At 65.5% G+C, this 16,574-nt stretch carries 13 protein-coding genes and 3 pseudogenes; 6 read left to right on the plus strand and 10 right to left on the minus strand.

All coding sequences use genetic code 11. From position 1 onward, the window contains the following. Positions 1–108 precede the first annotated feature (108 nt). A complete protein-coding gene (gene thrC, locus IG08_RS0149780; RefSeq protein ID WP_052425262.1) occupies positions 109–1,263 on the plus strand; it encodes a threonine synthase in 1,155 nt (384 codons plus the stop codon). Between the two features lie 38 nt (positions 1,264–1,301). Here thrC and IG08_RS0149785 read toward each other — a convergent pair whose 3' ends face one another. From IG08_RS0149785 to IG08_RS55280, 5 genes and pseudogenes are all read right to left on the minus strand, one after another. Beyond that, positions 1,302–2,123: an HAD-IA family hydrolase gene (locus IG08_RS0149785; RefSeq protein WP_078656070.1), complete on the minus strand. Its 822-nt coding sequence runs from the start codon at positions 2,121–2,123 to the stop codon at positions 1,302–1,304. After that, positions 2,108–2,956: a class II fructose-bisphosphate aldolase gene (locus tag IG08_RS0149790; protein WP_158812385.1), complete on the minus strand. Its 849-nt coding sequence runs from the start codon at positions 2,954–2,956 to the stop codon at positions 2,108–2,110. Before IG08_RS0149790 ends, IG08_RS0149785 begins: the two co-directional genes overlap by 16 nt. Before the next feature lie 522 nt (positions 2,957–3,478). Then, entirely contained in the window at positions 3,479–3,823 is a 345-nt protein-coding gene (locus tag IG08_RS59680; protein ID WP_052425264.1) for a transposase, read from the minus strand. A gap of 303 nt (positions 3,824–4,126) precedes the next feature. Then, positions 4,127–4,817, minus strand: a pseudogene (locus IG08_RS55275) (transposase). Positions 4,818–4,887: 70 nt separating this feature from the next. Next, positions 4,888–6,115 (minus strand): annotated as a pseudogene (locus IG08_RS55280) (IS110 family RNA-guided transposase). Positions 6,116–6,783: 668 nt separating this feature from the next. Here IG08_RS55280 and IG08_RS62075 point away from each other — a divergent pair. Continuing rightward, positions 6,784–6,885, plus strand: a pseudogene (locus IG08_RS62075) (hypothetical protein); the annotation flags it as partial. A gap of 247 nt (positions 6,886–7,132) precedes the next feature. Next, positions 7,133–7,723, plus strand: a complete 591-nt coding sequence (locus IG08_RS62080; RefSeq protein ID WP_234343192.1) for an ISAs1 family transposase — start codon at positions 7,133–7,135, stop codon at positions 7,721–7,723. Between the two features lie 164 nt (positions 7,724–7,887). On the opposite strand, the gene IG08_RS0149820 is transcribed toward IG08_RS62080, so the two are convergent. The 5 genes from IG08_RS0149820 to IG08_RS58315 form a co-directional block, all read right to left on the minus strand. Then, positions 7,888–8,841 carry a TauD/TfdA dioxygenase family protein gene (locus IG08_RS0149820; protein ID WP_030620430.1) on the minus strand — a complete coding sequence of 318 codons (954 nt, stop codon included), beginning with the start codon at positions 8,839–8,841 and terminating at the stop codon, positions 7,888–7,890. A 595-nt stretch (positions 8,842–9,436) separates the two neighbouring features. Beyond that, complete coding sequence (locus tag IG08_RS56535) at positions 9,437–10,024, minus strand: flavin reductase family protein (RefSeq protein WP_078656073.1); 588 nt, start codon at positions 10,022–10,024, stop codon at positions 9,437–9,439. A gap of 50 nt (positions 10,025–10,074) precedes the next feature. Then, positions 10,075–11,235 carry a GNAT family N-acetyltransferase gene (locus tag IG08_RS56270; protein WP_158812386.1) on the minus strand — a complete coding sequence of 387 codons (1,161 nt, stop codon included), beginning with the start codon at positions 11,233–11,235 and terminating at the stop codon, positions 10,075–10,077. 73 nt (positions 11,236–11,308) lie between these two features. Then, entirely contained in the window at positions 11,309–12,331 is a 1,023-nt protein-coding gene (locus IG08_RS0149835) for an acyl-CoA dehydrogenase family protein (RefSeq protein ID WP_158812387.1), read from the minus strand. Between the two features lie 113 nt (positions 12,332–12,444). Beyond that, complete coding sequence (locus IG08_RS58315; RefSeq protein WP_078656075.1) at positions 12,445–12,786, minus strand: class II fructose-bisphosphate aldolase; 342 nt, start codon at positions 12,784–12,786, stop codon at positions 12,445–12,447. Positions 12,787–12,974: 188 nt separating this feature from the next. Between IG08_RS58315 and IG08_RS0149845 the strand changes: the two genes are divergently transcribed. The 3 genes from IG08_RS0149845 to IG08_RS56275 are packed head-to-tail and all read left to right on the plus strand — an operon-like array spanning position 12,975 to position 16,553. Next, complete coding sequence (locus IG08_RS0149845) at positions 12,975–14,309, plus strand: ATP-grasp domain-containing protein (protein WP_158812389.1); 1,335 nt, start codon at positions 12,975–12,977, stop codon at positions 14,307–14,309. A 58-nt stretch (positions 14,310–14,367) separates the two neighbouring features. Beyond that, complete coding sequence (sbnA, locus tag IG08_RS0149850) at positions 14,368–15,369, plus strand: 2,3-diaminopropionate biosynthesis protein SbnA (protein ID WP_052425269.1); 1,002 nt, start codon at positions 14,368–14,370, stop codon at positions 15,367–15,369. Further along, positions 15,366–16,553, plus strand: coding sequence for an ATP-grasp domain-containing protein (locus tag IG08_RS56275; RefSeq protein WP_052425266.1), 1,188 nt, complete (start codon positions 15,366–15,368; stop codon positions 16,551–16,553). The genes sbnA and IG08_RS56275 overlap by 4 nt, the downstream gene beginning before the upstream one ends. The last annotated feature ends 21 nt before the right edge of the window (positions 16,554–16,574 follow it).

Raw genomic sequence — 16,574 nt, forward strand, 5'->3', positions numbered from 1 at the left:
GCGATGACTTCAGCACACAAATGGGAATGCTGGCGGTGTGGGGGTTTTTTCGCCGCGGACGAGGTCCGCTACCTCTGTCCGGCATGCCCGAACGGATCGCCGGTCACCATGGTTCCCGACTACGACGCGGTAGGGCGCGGCCGACCGGTCGGCGAACTCATCGGCGCCGAGTTCTCGATGTGGCGTTACAGGTTTCTCCTGCCCATACCGGATGGCCGGCCGGTGCACCCGCTCGAGAGCGGGTACGGCGTCGGAGGCACTCCCCTGGTCGATGCCCCGCGACTCGCCGCGGAGTTCGGCGTGGGCCGGCTGTGGGTCAAGGACGAGGGGCGCAATCCCACCGCGTCGTTGAAGGACCGGGCCAGTGCGCTGGTGGTCGCGGCCGCCGCGCGCGCCGGCCAGGAGGTGGTGTGCACCGCGTCCTCGGGCAACGCCGCCGCCGCTCTCGCCGGCTGTTGCGCTGCGGCCGGTATCCGGTGCGTGGTGTTCGTCCCCGGTGACACGGCACCGGCCAAGATACGGCAGCTCCTTGCCTATGGCGCACAGGTCTTCGCCGTCCGGGACGGGTACGAGGCGGCCGTTCGGCTGAGCTACCAGGCAGCGGACCACTTCGGCTGGCTGTGCCGCAGCACGGCGTACAACCCGCTGACCGCCGAGGGAAAGAAGACGGCGGCGCTGGAGATCGTCGAACAGCTCGGGTTCCGCGCTCCGTCCGTGGTGCTCGTGCCCGCCGGGGACGGGAACATCCTCACCGGGCTGTACCGCGGATTCGTCGACGCGATGCGTCTGGGCTGGACCCAGGCCGTGCCCCGGTTGGTGGCCGTGCAGTCGGCGCAGTCGCCCGCGCTGCATCGAGCTTGGCGGCTCGGCCTCGACGACGTGGAGCCCCATGACGCCATGAGTATCGCGGAAAGCATCAACGTCGCGGTGCCGCAGGACGGTTTCCGCGCGCTGCGCGTGGTGCGGGAGACCGGCGGAGACGTGCTCAGCGTGCCGGACAGCGCCCTCGGAACCGCCGTACGGCGACTCGCCCAGGGCTCGGGGGTCTTCGCGGAACCTTCGGCGGCCATCACCCTGGCAGGGCTCGGGGAGTTGCGGGAGCGCCGCACGCTGACGGGCGACGACGAGGTCGTGCTCGTCAGTACGGGAAGCGGACTGAAGCACGCCGCTCCCGGAGCACCCGACGACCCGAAAGTGATCATGGTCGACGCGGACCTGGTGGCGGTCGAAAGAGCCATGCGGGTGACAGAGGCCGGCCGCTGAGGTCCATTTCCGTGAGGCGGCGCACCGCAGGGCGGCGGTCACGCGACACCGACCGTGTTGGTGCGTTTGCCCACCTCGGAGGAGAGAGAAGGAAAGAGGCGGTGCGTTACTGACAGGTGGAACTCGCCGCCCAGGCTGAGCCCTGCCGCATTGGCGATCACCCGCATGGGGCCCTCCGGGCCAGGGCCCAGGGCGCTGAGAACGGCTGCGGCCCCGGGGAAGTCCGCGCTGGACGGACATCGGGTCGGGGTCACCACGCAGGTCATCCCCGCCCGCAGCGCCGCCTTCAGACCGACGGCACTGTCCTCAATCACCAGGCAGCAGGAGGGATCGGACCTGACGAGCGCCGCGGCCTGCAGATAGACATCCGGGGCCGGCTTCTTGGCTTCGACGCTGTCTCCGGCCACGATGACGGTCGCGGCCGCCAGTTCGTCGCCGAGCGTGTGCCGGACCACCGATCGGACCGAACGCACCGATCCCGAGGAGGCGACCGCCAGTGCCCAGCCGGACTCGACGGCCTCCTGGGCGAGCCGGCGCACACCGACACGTACGTCCAGTTCTCCGCGCTCGACCATCCCCAGATAGATGTCCGTTTTGAGCGCGTGCCAGGTCCGGACGAGGGCCTGCCACGCACTGTCGCTGGAGGGAAGGTCGACGGCCGCTCGGAAGACGGCGTCGTGCCGCAGGCTGGCCAGACGTTCCTTCCCCCCGGAGATGGCCAGTTTCCTGGCGTAGTCCTCCGGCGTCCACTGCCAGGGAACATCCAGCCGGCGCCACATCGCATTGAACGCCCGCAGATGGCCGGTCTGTTCGGCATCGACCAGGACACCGTCGCAGTCCAGGATCAATGCTCTACGCACGACCGCCCCTTACTGCCGAGCGCCTCGACGAAATCGGCGACAACCGCTTCCGCCTCTTTGGAGAACTGCTGCAGGAGGTCAAGGGGCTCCGCGCCCGGCGCCGGCTCGGCCGCGCCCAGGGAACTACGGAAGGCGGCCTTCAGCGCACTGGAGACGTTGACCTTCGCGATGCCGCAGTCGACGGCCCGCCGCAGCGTCCTGTCGTCGAGCCCACTGCCACCGTGCAGGACCAGGGGGAGCCCGGTGCGCTCCGCGAGCGCGGCGATCCCCTCGAAGTCCAGGGCCACGGGCGCAGCGGAAAGACCGTGCAGTGTGCCCGCCGACGGGCTGAAGCAGCAGACTCCTGTGCGTTCCAGGAAGTCCACCGAGCGGCTGACGTCGACCACTGCAGGCCGGCTGCCGGCGTCCCGCACGGATCCGATCGGATCAATCTCGCCCTCGATGTCGAAGCCATGGTCGGCTCCCCGCGCCACCAGCCGGCGCGTCAGCCGCACAGCAGTCTCGAAGTCCATGGACGACGCGTCGAACAAAGCGGAGTCCCACCCCGCCTCCATGCAGGAGGTGATGAGGTCGGGATCGGTGCAGTGGTCCAGGTGGAGCACCGCCTGAACATGCCGCTGTGCCACCAGGGCCGCGAAGAGCTGCCGCAGCCGGTGCGACCCCCAAGCACGCAGGGTGCGCGTCGAAACCTGCACCACCACGGGCGACGAGAGCCGCTCGCCGGCAGCGAGAACAGCATCCATTCCCACAGCATCGAAAACGTTGCAAGCCGGTACTGCGTAGCCGCCGAGTTTTGCCGAACGTAAAACGGAACCCAACACTAATCTGGACATGCGACCCGAATCCCCCAAAAGCCGAAAGCGGGTACAGGAATATTCAGGGAAGTCGCACCCCAGCGTGCGACACATCCCGGGCAATCCACTGATAGCAATTCCAGAGTTTGCACTGGAGAGTCGTCGCAAATCCACCGACGGAGGGTGTGACGATCATCACACTCACTATCGTATCCCAGGTACGGTAGTGATGCTAATTTGATCGCCACGGGCGGCTGAACTGCAATGTTCCGTGTGACCTCCGCGCCACCCATGGGAACTTCTTGATCATTTTTGACATTCTTTTAATTATTCTTTGGTTTATCACAAGCCTAGAATTTGCTACCGCGATGACCTATATTTGCGTACGCGAATCTATAGATGGGGGAAATCGGATGAAGACAGTCTTCTTCATCGAGAGCAACATGACGGGCTATGGTCCTGAAGGTGTACGACTCACCAGAGAAAAGGGATGTCGAGCCCATTTTGTCGCCCGTGACCCCAGGGCGATTGCAAAGTCTGATGATCTTGGGTCGGTGCTGGTCAGCTGAGTCCGAGGAGGTTCAGTGGCCGCTCGAAGGGACGGAGGGACATCTCGCGGAGGAGTGGCCATGTTCTCCGGTCCGTGTCGCGGACCTTGGAGACGTCCTCGCGAAAGGCGGTGTCCCGCACGAAGTGGAGCCGGTTTTCGATCACCCACTGCGACCTCGCGATCTGCGCGATCCGCTCGGGGGATGCCTGCCTGCTGGTCAGGTCGGTGATGACGTAGACAGTCTCGCGGGTGCGTTTGCCGGTTTTGGCCGACGTGCGGTGCCGCACGATCTTCGCGACTTGTGCGGCGTGCGGGAAGTCGACGCCGAGGTCGGTGACGGTCAGGGCCTGCACCACGCGGGTCTCCAGGCCTCTGTGTCCGGTGGACCGGCAGGGCGGTTGCAAGTTCCGAGGTCGTGCGGCTGGTCGGGGTGTGACCGGTTGGGGCGCATAGCAGAGCAGGCACGGACTTCGTGATCATTGTGGTGTCTAAGCCAGATGATCATGAGGTGGCCCGTGCCTGCTGCTGCATCTTCTCCCATCCCTGCCGTGCTGGTGAAGCTGGGTCCGCTGGATGCCGGCCGGATCGCCGACCTGCGCCCCTACTTCGACTCGGTGCCCGATCCGCGCTCCCGGCGGGGCCGATGGTACTGAGCGTTTTCAGCGTTGCCGCTCAAGGGTGAGGACGGCTGCGGCGATTGACGACATTCGATTCGGTCTGCATCGGGCTTACGGAAGATCCGCCAGGACTTGAGCCGTGCGACGCCGCGCTCGACCGGTGCCCGGGCTGCGGACAGCGCGCGGTTGACGGTTTGCTGGGTTGGTGTGAGGTCGCGGCCTGGCGGACGTCTGAGGGGTGTGGTCACCCATGGGCCGGCTCCCATGTAGGGGCGGTCGGCGAGGACGGGGATGCCCTGGCGTTCACAGATTCGGATGATCCGGTGGGTGCGGGCCGCGGTCAGGTCGTGCGCACGGCCGGGCAGGGCGGGCGAGATCCACAGCAGTCGTCCTGCTGGATCGGTCACCACTGGACGTTCACCCCGTGGCGTCGGTGTTTTTGGGAGAAGTCGGCCCGGCTGTCGCCGATCCGGTCGCACTCTGCGAGGGTGCCGTCCAGCAGGACGTAGTCGGGGTCGGCTTCGCGCAGGGTCCGCAGGAGCCCGGGTGCGCGGTCGGCGAGCAGGTCGATGACGGCTGTCACGTAGGCGTGGGCGGTGCCGACGGAAATACCGAAGCCCGCCGCGAGTTGGGCGAGGGTGTCGTGCCGGCGCAGGTACACCGGGCCGACGAGGGCACGCTGGTGCGGTGGGAGCTTGCAACGGCGGTCACCCTCACGGGTGACGATGAGCATCGTGACCCACTCGACCAAGGCATGAGGCAGGTCGAGTGCGGCAGGATAGACACCTCAGGTGCTCAACGTGTCAAGCTGCGGCGGCGAGTTCGGTCGGGAAGGCAGTGCGTTCGTCGAACGATGCGCGGTGCTGGAGGCAGTGGTAGAGCTGGCCGAGCATGCGATTGAAGAGGTTCCTTTGAGCGGCTGCGTGCCAGTCTCCGTGGCCGTCGCGGCGCCTGCGGTAGTGGGCCTTGGCGCCTGGTGAGGCGGTGATGGCGGAAAAGGCCCAGAGGTAGCCGGCGTGGTTGAGGCGGTCGTTCTTCACCCACCGCCGGGTGATGCTCGACTTCTTGCCGGAGGCTCTGGTGATGGGTGAGGCCCCGGCATACGCCTTCAGGCCGCGGGCGTCGGCGAACCGGTTCCGGTCGTCTCCGATCTCGGCGAGCACCCGGGCACCGAGCTGGATGCCGAGTCCGGGGAAGCTGAGGATGATCTCAGCGTCCGGGTGCTGAGGGAAAGCCTCCTCCACCGCCTCAGCCAGATTGTCGGCGGCGGTGCAGGCTGCCTACAACTGCACCAGGAGCGCGAGCATCTGTTTGCCGAGCGCGCCCTCCACCAGCGATGGTTGCTGCGCCCAGTCGGCGGAAGGTTTCCCGGAGCCGGTCAGCCTCGGCTTCGATGCCCCGTTGGCGGCCGGCGCGCTTGAGTGCGGCCTGCAGCTGCGTGCGCGTCAGCCGCGCGGCCCGCGTTGGTGTCGGAGCCGCCCTGAGGAGTTCGTGCGCCTCCCGGCGGCACAGACCGTTCTTCCAGGACTCGAAGGCCGCCAGCGCGGACGGGTAGTACTCCCGCAGCAGGGAGCGGAGCTGGTTGGAGATCTGCTGCCGGTTCCACGTCGCGTCCTGCTGAGCCCTTGCAAGAACGGCGACCGCGCGGGCCAGGTCGCTGTCCTGCGGCAGCGGCCGGTGGGCGTGCATGTCCGTGCGCAGGATGTTGGCCAGGACCAGGGCGTCTCCGGGGTCGGACTTCTTGCGGGAGACGCAGTGCCGATCGCGGTAGCGGGCGGCGGCCATCGGGTTGATTGCGAATACCTGCCTCTTGCCCGTCCGCAGCACGGCGACAACCAGGCCGCGGGAGGTTTCGATCGCGACCGGGATCGGGTTCTCCTCGGTGTCGCCGTATTCGGCGAGCAGGTCCAGCAGGATCTTGTAGCCGACCGCGTCGTCGGTGATGTGCCGCTTGGCCAGTAACTGACCGCTGTCGTCGACCAGGGCGACGTCGTGCGTGCGTTCGGCCCAGTCGATGCCGCAGTGGATCACGTCTTTCCCCTCCACCGTATGTTTCTGCTGGTCACGAGCTCATCCGGGCCACGCAGCGACCTAATCCCAGGACTCAGACCTTCTGGCCGGTCCGCCACCTCAGCAGCAGTTCGTGGCACCAGCTCGTCCCACAGGCCTCGGTCTCTGCGGGAGCTCGGACGGCTCGGGCTTCACAAAGAGGTCACCATGGAGCGGGCTCGCACCACCAACACCAACGAGCGATCTATCGATGGGTGTTGACGCCCGGGGCACTGGACGGCGACAGGTGCGTGGGCGCCGGCGCCACCGATCTATCCTTGGGCGTTGAGGCCGGGGAACCAATAGGCGTCCGTCCGACGCCCGCGCAGCTGCCGCAACCATGAATACGAGAACGCGCGCCGCTCTATGCGGAGGTCTCAGCGGACCCGGTTCGCCGTAGGCATCGCAGCCCTCTACTCGAACATCCCCAGAAGCTTCCGCTCCATCGGGATGCCGTTAACTACGGATTAGGGAACCAACAAGGCTCCTGTGCCCATGAGTTGAGACGTCGAACACCTCTCCCAACGGCATAGGAGCCTTGTCCGTTGCGGACGCCGACGTCGTCACCCGATCAGTGGCCACGCTGAAAGAGCTCACTCACGGCGATCCTGCTGGTGTGCGCCTGCGCGGCCGTCTCGGGAGCGAGGAGCATCGATGAACTCGCCGAGTGGGGCCAGCGTGCCACGACCGCACTCCTGACAGTGATCGGGATCCGCCGCCATCTGCTCAGATGGCGGCGCACTCCGGCGCCAGCCACGATCGGCCGTGTGCTGGGGGCTGTTGACGGTGACGCCCTGGACCGGACGGTGGACGCCTACCTGGCCGACCGCCACCGCGCCCTCGGCAAACCCGCCCAGGCGCCGTCACCCTCCGCGTCCGAGCGCTCGCGCGTGATCGCTGTCGACGGCAAAGCACTCAAGGGATCAGCCCGTCTCACCGCGACGCGCCGGCATCTGCTCTCCGCGGTCACGCACGGCACCGTCGTGCCCCTCGCCCCACGTGGAGGTCGGCGCGAAGACGAACGAAACCACACACTTCCGCCTGCCGCTGGCACTACCGGACCTGACCGGCACCGGCGTCGCCTTCGACGCCCTGCACTCGGTCAAGGCGAACATCTCCTGGCTGGTCGAGACCAAGAAGGCCCACTACATCGCCGTGATCAAAACCAACCAGCCCACCGCCCACACCCAACTCGCCGCTCTGCCCTGGCAGTCCATCGCAGTCCAGCACACCGCCTCCGGGACCGGACACGGACGCCGCGAGTCCCGCTCGATCAAGACCTGCGATATCGCCGACGAACTCGTCAGAATCGCCTTTCCCCACGCCCGCCTGGCCATCCGCGTCCACCGCCGCCGCAAGCAGACCGACCGACGTGAGACCCGTGAGAGTGTCTACGCCGTCACCAGCCTCGACGCCTACCAGGCCGGCCCCGCCGACCTGGCCGCCGCGATCCGCGGGCACTGGGCAGTGGAAAGCTCCTCGCACCACATCAGGGACGTCACCTTCGCCGAGGACGCCTCCACCGTCCACACCGGGACCGCACCACGGGCCATGGCGACCCTCGCGTTGTTTCAGCATTACCCCCTGTGATCGCCCCAAATCAGTACTTGGCACTTCTCCTTCAATAGAGATCGCCGGAAAGGCGCTCCGGATACTGTTGGCGGCACTTGGGATCATACGGTCGCTTTTCGCGGACAATTCATCTGGCACATATCTGCCGCGCTACCTGAATTACCCCGGAAATCTCCAAAACCTCATTTAGTATGCACTTGCTTGCCGGTGAACGGCTGGCCGGCCACCAGGTCGGACTCGCGTCCGTCGGGACCGACCGGGATGTCGCCGATGACCGTCACCCGATGCAGCCTGCGCTGCACGTCGAGGTGCTGAAAGTCGGTCGGGGCCAGGTGCGCGGTGGCGCGGTTGTCCCAAATGGCCACCGAGCCCGGCTCCCACCGGAACCGCACGATGTACTCCGGCCGAGTGATCTCGGCGTAGAGCAGGTCCAGGATCGCCTTCGATTCGCGCGTGGACATGTCCACGATGTGGCTGGTCAACCCTGGGTTGACGAACAGCCCCTTCTTGCCGGTAACTGGGTGCACCCGGACGACCGGGTGCACCGCGACCAGCCGGTTCTCATCGATCTGCTTGCCCTCCGTGGAGTAGCCGCTGCCTCCGCCGCCGTACCGGTGCTCGGCGCGCAACCCATCCGCGAACGTCTGCAACGCGGGTGATAGTCCCTCGTAGGCAGCCTGCAGGTTGGTCCACTGGGTGTCGCCGCCGATCTGGGGCACCACCTCGGCGCGCAAGATCGCGATGGCCGGCGGGTTCACCGCCGCGGTCACGTCGGTGTGCCAGCCGCTGAAGTAGCTAGACCTCCGGAGGACGGTCTTGTGGTAATCGATGCCGTACCGTTGCTTGTGCAGACGCAGGTCGACGGTGAAGATCTCCGCATACCCTTCCGGCGGTGCCTCGTCGAGCGGGTGCGCGTAGGTCAGCGCGCCGAACTGCCGCCCGAAGGCGATGTGCGAAGCGTGATCTAGATTCTGATCGCGGAAGAAGATGACCTTGTACTCGTGCAGCGCGTCGCGGATCCGCCCGAACACTTCCGGCGATAGCGGCTGCGAGATGTCGACACCGGAGATATCCGCGCCGGTATACCCCGCAACAGGCCGGACGGTGATGGTTGTAGCTTCGTTCAGTGCTGCCATGACATCCATTCCCGTGGTTAGTAAATGGTATTTGAACGTAACATAGCGACCATTGCGTCCGCTAGCGTTCGCATTGACTCGGCAAAGATGTATTCCTGGCATGGATCGCCGGTCGTTGCCGTGAATTGCGGATCCAAGGTCTACGGCTTGGCTACTATCAGGATTGGCTGGGCGTGCGGACCGGGGGCGAGCCGACACTTCGCCCAGATCTCGGAGAGATTATCTACAGCGCCCGGACTATGTTCGACCGGGTGGAGTTGACCACGAACCGTGCACGGCTTAATAGGATTTCTGACGTCGGCGTTCCTTGTGAGGCACTTACAGCGTTGTTGATCGCTGTGCCTGCAGCTGGCGTGCCTATCGGTCTTCCGAAATACCGGCGGAAGCAAAACGAAGCCTGGCGCTACCCCTGCATTACGGTTTCAGTCGCAGATGTCGCGATCAGTCATCGTCGGGACCCTGTGTGATTGGCCGAGCTCGGCCATAGCGGCGACACACGGACCGTCGAGCGGAATGTCTTGCACATGAATAGGTTCGGTTGGCCATCCATTGGCTGCGACGGTAATCCGTGCCGTCCCGTCATCGAGGTACATGGTCACTCTCCGCAGCTCCGCGCTGCCGGCCACACCAACATCGCCGCCGGACTCCGCGAGATGTCCCTCCGTCCCTTCGAGCGGCCACTGAACCTCCTCGGACTCAGCTGAAGCGCGGTAGGCATTAACCGGGTGAACCGCCCGGCATGGAACACCAGTGGGCCTGTCTGTCCCCTTAGCGCACCGGCGGTTACCTCGGCGATCACCAGGTCATGATCCCCCGCCGCGTGGACCTGGGAGATCCGACAGTCCAGCCAAGCCAGCCCATCGTCCGCGAGGGGATGGCCGGAGTGGCTGAGCGCCCAGTCCTGGCCGGAAAACCGGTCGGCGGCGCGTACCGAGAACGTGTGGCACAGCTCCGCCTGCCGCTCGCCGAGGATCGTCACAGCGAAGCCTCCCGAAGCTCGGATGGCGGGCCATGTGGTTGAGGTGTGCGCAGCGCATAGCGCGACCAACGGCGGGTTGAGCGACACGGAGGTGAAGGAGTTGACGGCAAGACCGACGGGACCTTTTGGGGTCTGCGCGGTTATCAGTGCCACTCCCGTGGCGAAATGACCCAGAATGTTTCGGAACGCGCGCTGCTCCAGCATCTGTCGCCCTTCCGTTCTGTTCTTCTGTCTGCATGCGGATGCGACCCGCTCTACGGCTCGCCGCGCGAGAGAGAGGCGAACTCGCGCCAGAGAGTGGACGTGACCCGGTTCTCGTAACGGGGGCCATCAGGGAGTAATGCACTAATCTCAGCCAGTTTTGCGGCATTGTGCTCGATGGCCCCTTCCGACGACCAGGGACGGGCGCCCAGGGCGAGCGCCCACAGAGGAGTGATCGCAGCGCCGCGCAGAATCTTCGCTTCATAGGCGGAAGTACCTAGATGCAGGCGTCGCATACCGCTTCGGTAAGCGTGCTCGATGGGGGCGTAGTAGCCAAGCGTGAAGTATTCGGCGCCGTCACGGAGCCGGTCGTAGTCGAATCCGACGGCTCTGCCGTAGACTGTGTCGCCAGCTTCGTAGGCCAGACAGAAGCCGAGTGTCTCGTCGCCGTCGGCGCACTCGTAGACGACACCAGTATTGCCGGTGGCCTCATTCTGTACCGTCAGCACATTGGTCATCGACTGCGGCGAGACGTCGAAACCGTATCGGTTCTGGGTCTTGCTGAGCAGGTCTCCGGCTACGGAGAGCAGCTCGCTCAGCGGGCGGCGCCGCACGGTGTAGCCAGTCCGGTCGAAGCGTCGACGGTCCCGCATGATCTGCCGGCGTCGGCCGGTGGCCGCGAGATAGTCCTCAAACGAGTGGCCGTGGAGGTCGATGGCGCAGTCACCGCGCAGCACCCTCGGAATGGTTTGCGCCCAGGGCCGCAGCAGTTCCACGTCCTCGTCGGAAAAGTAGAGCCACCACGAGACGCCGTCGGCGTCCTGGTCGGCCATGGCCTGCACCTGGTCGACCAGCAGTCCCACAGCGATGCCACGGTGCTCCGGGGACAATGCGTCGTCATCCAGCAGGATGCGGCTCTGGTAGCCCCGAGTGCCGCCGACCAGCAGGACGTAGGTGTCCTCACTGACCGCCTCGGGAAACATGGCGGCCACGTTGTAGTGCTTGTTGGCCGGACGGGGGGTCAGGAACGTGGGGAGAGCGGCGATGAGCCGGCCGCCATCCGAGACGGTGATGAACCGGCAGCGTTGCTCGGGGTTCATCTTCTCCTGGAAGCGCAGCCAACCCGTTCCCATGTAGAAGGACTTGTGGGCCGCCAGCGTGTCCCAGGCCTGCGTGTCAAGGGAATTCACGCTCTCGTGCACATCAACGCGCATCGTCGTGTTTTCTCGCGAGAGGGGGGACTCGGGCGCGTCTGCGCCGCGGCTGAGTCTCCCCGGCTGGAATGTGTCAGGAGACAAGTCGGCCGCCCAGATGGTCCACAGTCTCGGCGAGGGTCGGCCGGATGAACGCCATGGCCCGCACATCCGTGTGCCACCAGCCGAAAGGCGAACTCTGCGAGTAGGTCAACCCGCCCAGCGCCCCGCTGATGTGCTGCAAGGTGTGCTCGGCCTGCTCACCCACGGCCAGCTTCGCCATGTTCGCCATTCGCACGAAGTCCTTGGAGGACGCACCTACCTCCGTTGTGCGGAGCACGCCCTCGAAAGCCTGCTCCACCAGCCAGCCGGAGGCCTGCGCACGTGCCCACTCCACCGACGCGAGGCTGGACCGGGTGCCTCCCCGAGCCTGCACATGTTCCGTGGCCTCGGCCACGGCAGCCCGGACGATGCCCACGAACGGTGCGAGGCGGGACCCGATGGTCGGGCTGGACGACATCCGGTTGATCAGGCCCTGGCGCCCGGGCCACGCCACACGGTGCGCCAGCGCGTTGTCCAGCACGACTGCGTGGCTTCCCGAAGCCGTCATGCCATGGCCGTCCCAGACACGGTTGACGGTGACCCCGGGCAGCTTCGTCCGATTCTGCAGGTCGAGCACGAACAGCTCCGGCCGGTCCTCTCCCTCCGGAATCGCGTTGGTCAGCATGAACGACACGTGGTCCCAGCCGCTTCCCGAAGATTTCACCCCGGAGATCGACCACTCTCCGTTGGAGTCCTGCTTCGCGGTACTGCGGACTACACCGTCCCGCTCGGAGAGCATGACGCCCCAGGCTCCGGTGCCGGACCCCAAGAGGCCGAGAAACTTCTGGCGCTGACGCAACCACGTCGCATCGGCCTCCTCCTCGCGGAAGTCGGCGAGCCAGCCTGTGACGAACATCGCGACCGGCTCCATGGAAAGGATCAGCGCGAGCGAACTGTCGCCGGCGGCGAGGGAACTGATGGCCTCGGCCACGGCGCGCGTCGACAGGGCGGTGGACGACCACAGTCCACCCATCGACTCCGGGACCAAAAGCTGATGGAAGCCGGTCTCGGCCACTGCGGCGAAGTCGTCGGTCGCCAGCTCCCTGGCCCCGGACCGCTGCCGACGATGAGAGGCGAAGCGTTGCGCGAGACTCTCGACGTCGTGGAGAACACCACTGACGGACAAACTCATAAGACCTCCTCGGCCGAGGGTTTGAGGAACGGGATTTCAGGCTGTCGCTGTGCCACCAGGGCCGCGAAGAGCTGCCGCAGCCGGTACGGCCCCCAAGCACGCAGGGTGCGCGTCGAAACCTGCACCACCACGGGCGACGAGAGTCGCTCGCCGGCAGCGAGAACAGCATCCATTCCCACAGCGTCGAAAACGTTGCAAGCCGGTACTGCGTAGCCGCCAAGTTTTGCCGAATTTAAAACGGAACCCAGCATTAATCTGGACATGCGACCCGAATCCCCCAAAAGCCGAAAGCGGGCACAGGGATACCCAGGGAAGTCGTACCCGAACGTGCGACGCATCCCAGGAAATCCACTGATAGCAATTCCAGAGTTTGCACTGGAGAGTCGTCGCAAATCCACCAACGGAGGGTGTGACGATCATCACACTCACTGTCGTATCCCCGGTACGGTAGTGATGCTAATTTGATCACTACAAGCGGCTGAACTGCGATGCCCCATGCGCTCCCTGCGTCACCCGCAAGGTCTTCTTGATCATTTTTAACATTCCTTTGATTATTCTTTGGTTTATTGCAAGCCTAGTATTTGCTATCGTGACGATCTATTTTCGCGTGCGCAAATCTCCAGATGGGGGAAATCGGATGAAGACAGCCTTCTTCATCGAGAGCAACATGACGGGCTATGGTCCTGAAGGTGTACGACTCACCAGGGAAAAGGGATATCGAGCCCATTTTGTCGCCCGTGACCCATCGGAGTACGAAAAGGTGCATCCGAATCCGGTCACTCTGGCTGATTCCCACAGCGTGGTCGACACATACGACCTGGTGAAACTCATGCACTTCTTCAGCGACCAGGCGCCGGACGCCGTCATCGCGTTCGACGACTACCGGCTGGTGCAGGCCGCCGTGATCGCGGAGCGGCTCGGCCTTCCGCACGCCTCGGCGGACGGCTTGCTGAACTGCCACTTCAAGGACCGCGCACGCAGTCTCACCAAGGGGATCGGGTACTCGGTGGCAGCCGTGCGTGTGCCCCTGGACGATCCGGGGGAGACCTCGGGCGTCGGCTACCCGTGCGTGGTGAAGCCCGTGGACGACAGCGGAAGCACCGGTGTCCGGGTTTGCTGGAACGACGAGGATTACCTCGCGGCACTGCACAGGGTGACCGCACATCCAGTCAACCTCCGCAGCTACCGGTGCGCTCCGTACGCCCTGGTCGAGGAGTTCGTCGACGGTCCGGAGTTCACGGCCGAGCTCATCTGGGACGACGGTGCCGACGGCTGGCGGTTGCTCGGCTTCACCAAGAAGCTCATGGCAGAGCTGCCTTTCCGGGTCGAACTCGGGGCGATGTTCCCGTACCACTTCAACTCGGTGGCGGACGACGAGGGCATCGCGCGCGTCGTAGTCCAGTGGCTCAACGCGGTGGGGCACCGACATGGCGCGGCACACGTGGAGTTCAAGCTCGTCGAGGGTGTTCCGGCGCTGATCGAGATCAATCCACGCCTGGGCGGTGACCAGATCCGGGAGCTGATGCGACTCACCATCGGCCAGGACTCGATCGACCTCTACACGCGCCTCTACCTCGGGCTCCCGCCGGCAGCGGCGTCTCCCGACGCGCGGGGTGGATACGCCACGAGTCTCTATCTGACGCCCCGGCGCACCGGGTTGGTCACCTCCGTGACACCGCCGCCCGAACTTCCTGCCGGAATCATCCGCAGCACGTTCGCCTCGGAGCCCGTGCAGATGAATGGGATCGCCGACAATGACGACCGCCTCGGATACGCCATCTCATGGGCCGATGAATTCGGCACCTCACTGGCAATCGCCGAGGAATATCTTGCCTCCGTCGATGTCCGGTACGCGCAGTAGAAGGTGAATGTACGCGCTCTGGTGCATCGCACGGCAAGGAATCACCTGGGGAGGATTCTTGTTGCTCGACTCCATTTTGGACTGTATCGGCTGTACTCCTATGGTCCATCTGAGCCGCCTCTTTCCGACGGGGCCTCGGGTATACGCCAAGCTTGAGCTGCTAAATCCGGCCGGGAGCGTCAAGGACCGGACTGCCCGGTACATCATCGAGACGGGTCTGCGGGAAGGGGTTCTCTATCCCGGCGCGCATATCGTGGAAAGCACCTCGGGGAATTTTGGCGTCGCCCTCTCCATGATGTCCCGGATATATGGTCTGCGACTCACACTGGTGGTCGACCCACACATCACAAAAAGTAATTATGCGATTCTCAAGAGTTATGGCGCCCAGGTCGAGATGGTGGACGACCCCACGACCGAGGGCGGATATCTCCCGGCCCGTATCGCTCGGGTGAAGGAGATCCTGGCCCGTGACTCCGCCGCGGTGTGGATCAACCAGTACGCCAACGCCCTGGGTCCTGAGGCTCATTACCGGGGAACCGCGGAAGAGATCTCCAGGGACCTGCGGGGGCCGCTCGACTATCTTGTCGTGGCGGTGAGTACCACGGGCACCCTGAACGGGCTCGCGCGTCGGTTGAAGGAGCGTGACAAGCGCCTCGAGGTGATCGCAGTGGACGCGGTCGGATCGGTGGTTTTCGGCAATCCTCCCGGACCCCGACGGCTGCCCGGAATCGGCTCCAGCAGGGTGCCGGAACTGCTCGACAGGAACCTGATTGACCGGGTGGTGGAGGTGACCGACGACGAGTCGATCACGGCCTGTCATGAAATCCTGGACAGGGAGGCAATTTTCGCCGGCGCGTCTTCCGGGTCGGTCATCGCGGCCATCAAGAAAATTCTCCCCGAAATACCTGCCTCATCCTCGGTCGTCACCCTCTTCCCCGACCGGGGAGACCGGTACATCGATGTGGTGTACGGGGCCGAAGCGCCGTCCCCCGTGATGGATTCCGTCGCCACACCTGCCCACGGCGCGGCTCCGTTGATCGGTGCGAGGGCGGGCTCATGAGCGGCGCCGGCCTCAAGGCGCGGACCGACGCCCTCGCCCCGGGCTGCGTCGTGCTCATCGGCGCCAGTCCGTTCGGCAGCCGGGCCATCACCCGGCTCGGCATGTCGTACGTCCTGGTGTGCGACCCCGACGAGGATCCGACTCCCGCGGCCGCCGACGCGGCGGCTGTGCACCGGGTCGCGTACCGGACCGATCCCGCCGCCGTACGTGCGCTGCCCAGGCCGGCCGGCGTCCGGGCCGTCGTCGCCTTCACCGAGCTCGGCCTCCTTCCCGCCGCCGAACTGGCCGAGTTGTGGTCGGTCAACGGGGTTCCCGTGTCGGCCGTCCGCGACTCACGGGACAAACTGCAGATGCGAAGACTGCTGGCCCAATCCGGGCACCCCCTGCCATGCGGGCGCCTGCAGCATGTGAGCGACGTCGACTCCAAGGCGTACCCGGTGATCGTCAAGCCCGTCTCCGGCGTCGCGGGCCTGGGGGTCCACCTGGTGACCAACGCCCGCGACCTGCGAGTGGCACTGCTGGCCACCAATGAGCCCCTGATGTGGGAACGGTATGCCGTGGGCCAGGAGCTTTCGGTCGAGACCATCAGCCAGGGCGGACGTCACCGGGTGCTCGGCATCACCCGAAAAGTGACCACTGGGGCACCCCACTTCGTGGAACACGCCCATCTCACGCCTGCCGCTCTCACCTTGGACGAGGAACGCGCGATCGCGGAGACGGTGATCGACTGCCTGGACGCCGTCGGACTCACCGTCGGACCAGCTCATACGGAAGTCGTGCTGGGTACGGACGGCGTCACGGTCATCGAGACACACACTCGGCCGGGGGGAGGCAGGATCCCCCTGATCACCGAGTTGGTGACCGGACTCGACCAGTACGAACTCGCAGTCCGGGCCGTCTGCGGCCTTTCACTGCCCGAGGTGGTCTCTCCCTCGAAGTCGGCTGGTGTCCGCTTCTTCTCCGGAGAGCCTGGCGTGGTCACGACGGTCACCGGCCTGGACGACGCCCGGCGGCTCCAAGGCGTGGTCGAGGTCGGCCTGGAACTCGCCCGCGGCGAGGCGATCCGCGCCTGGGAGAACAATCTGGACCGCGCCGGGTTCGTGGTCTGCGAGGGCTGTAGCCACGGCGAGGTCGAAGAGCGCCTGGACCGTGCCGTCTCGGCCATCCGTCTCGTCACGCGGTGACAACCGACCTGCACTGAACAG

Origin of the sequence: Streptomyces fulvoviolaceus, from assembly GCF_000718165.1 — a bacterium.
In the GTDB taxonomy this organism is placed as follows: Bacteria; Actinomycetota; Actinomycetes; order Streptomycetales; family Streptomycetaceae; genus Streptomyces; species Streptomyces fulvoviolaceus.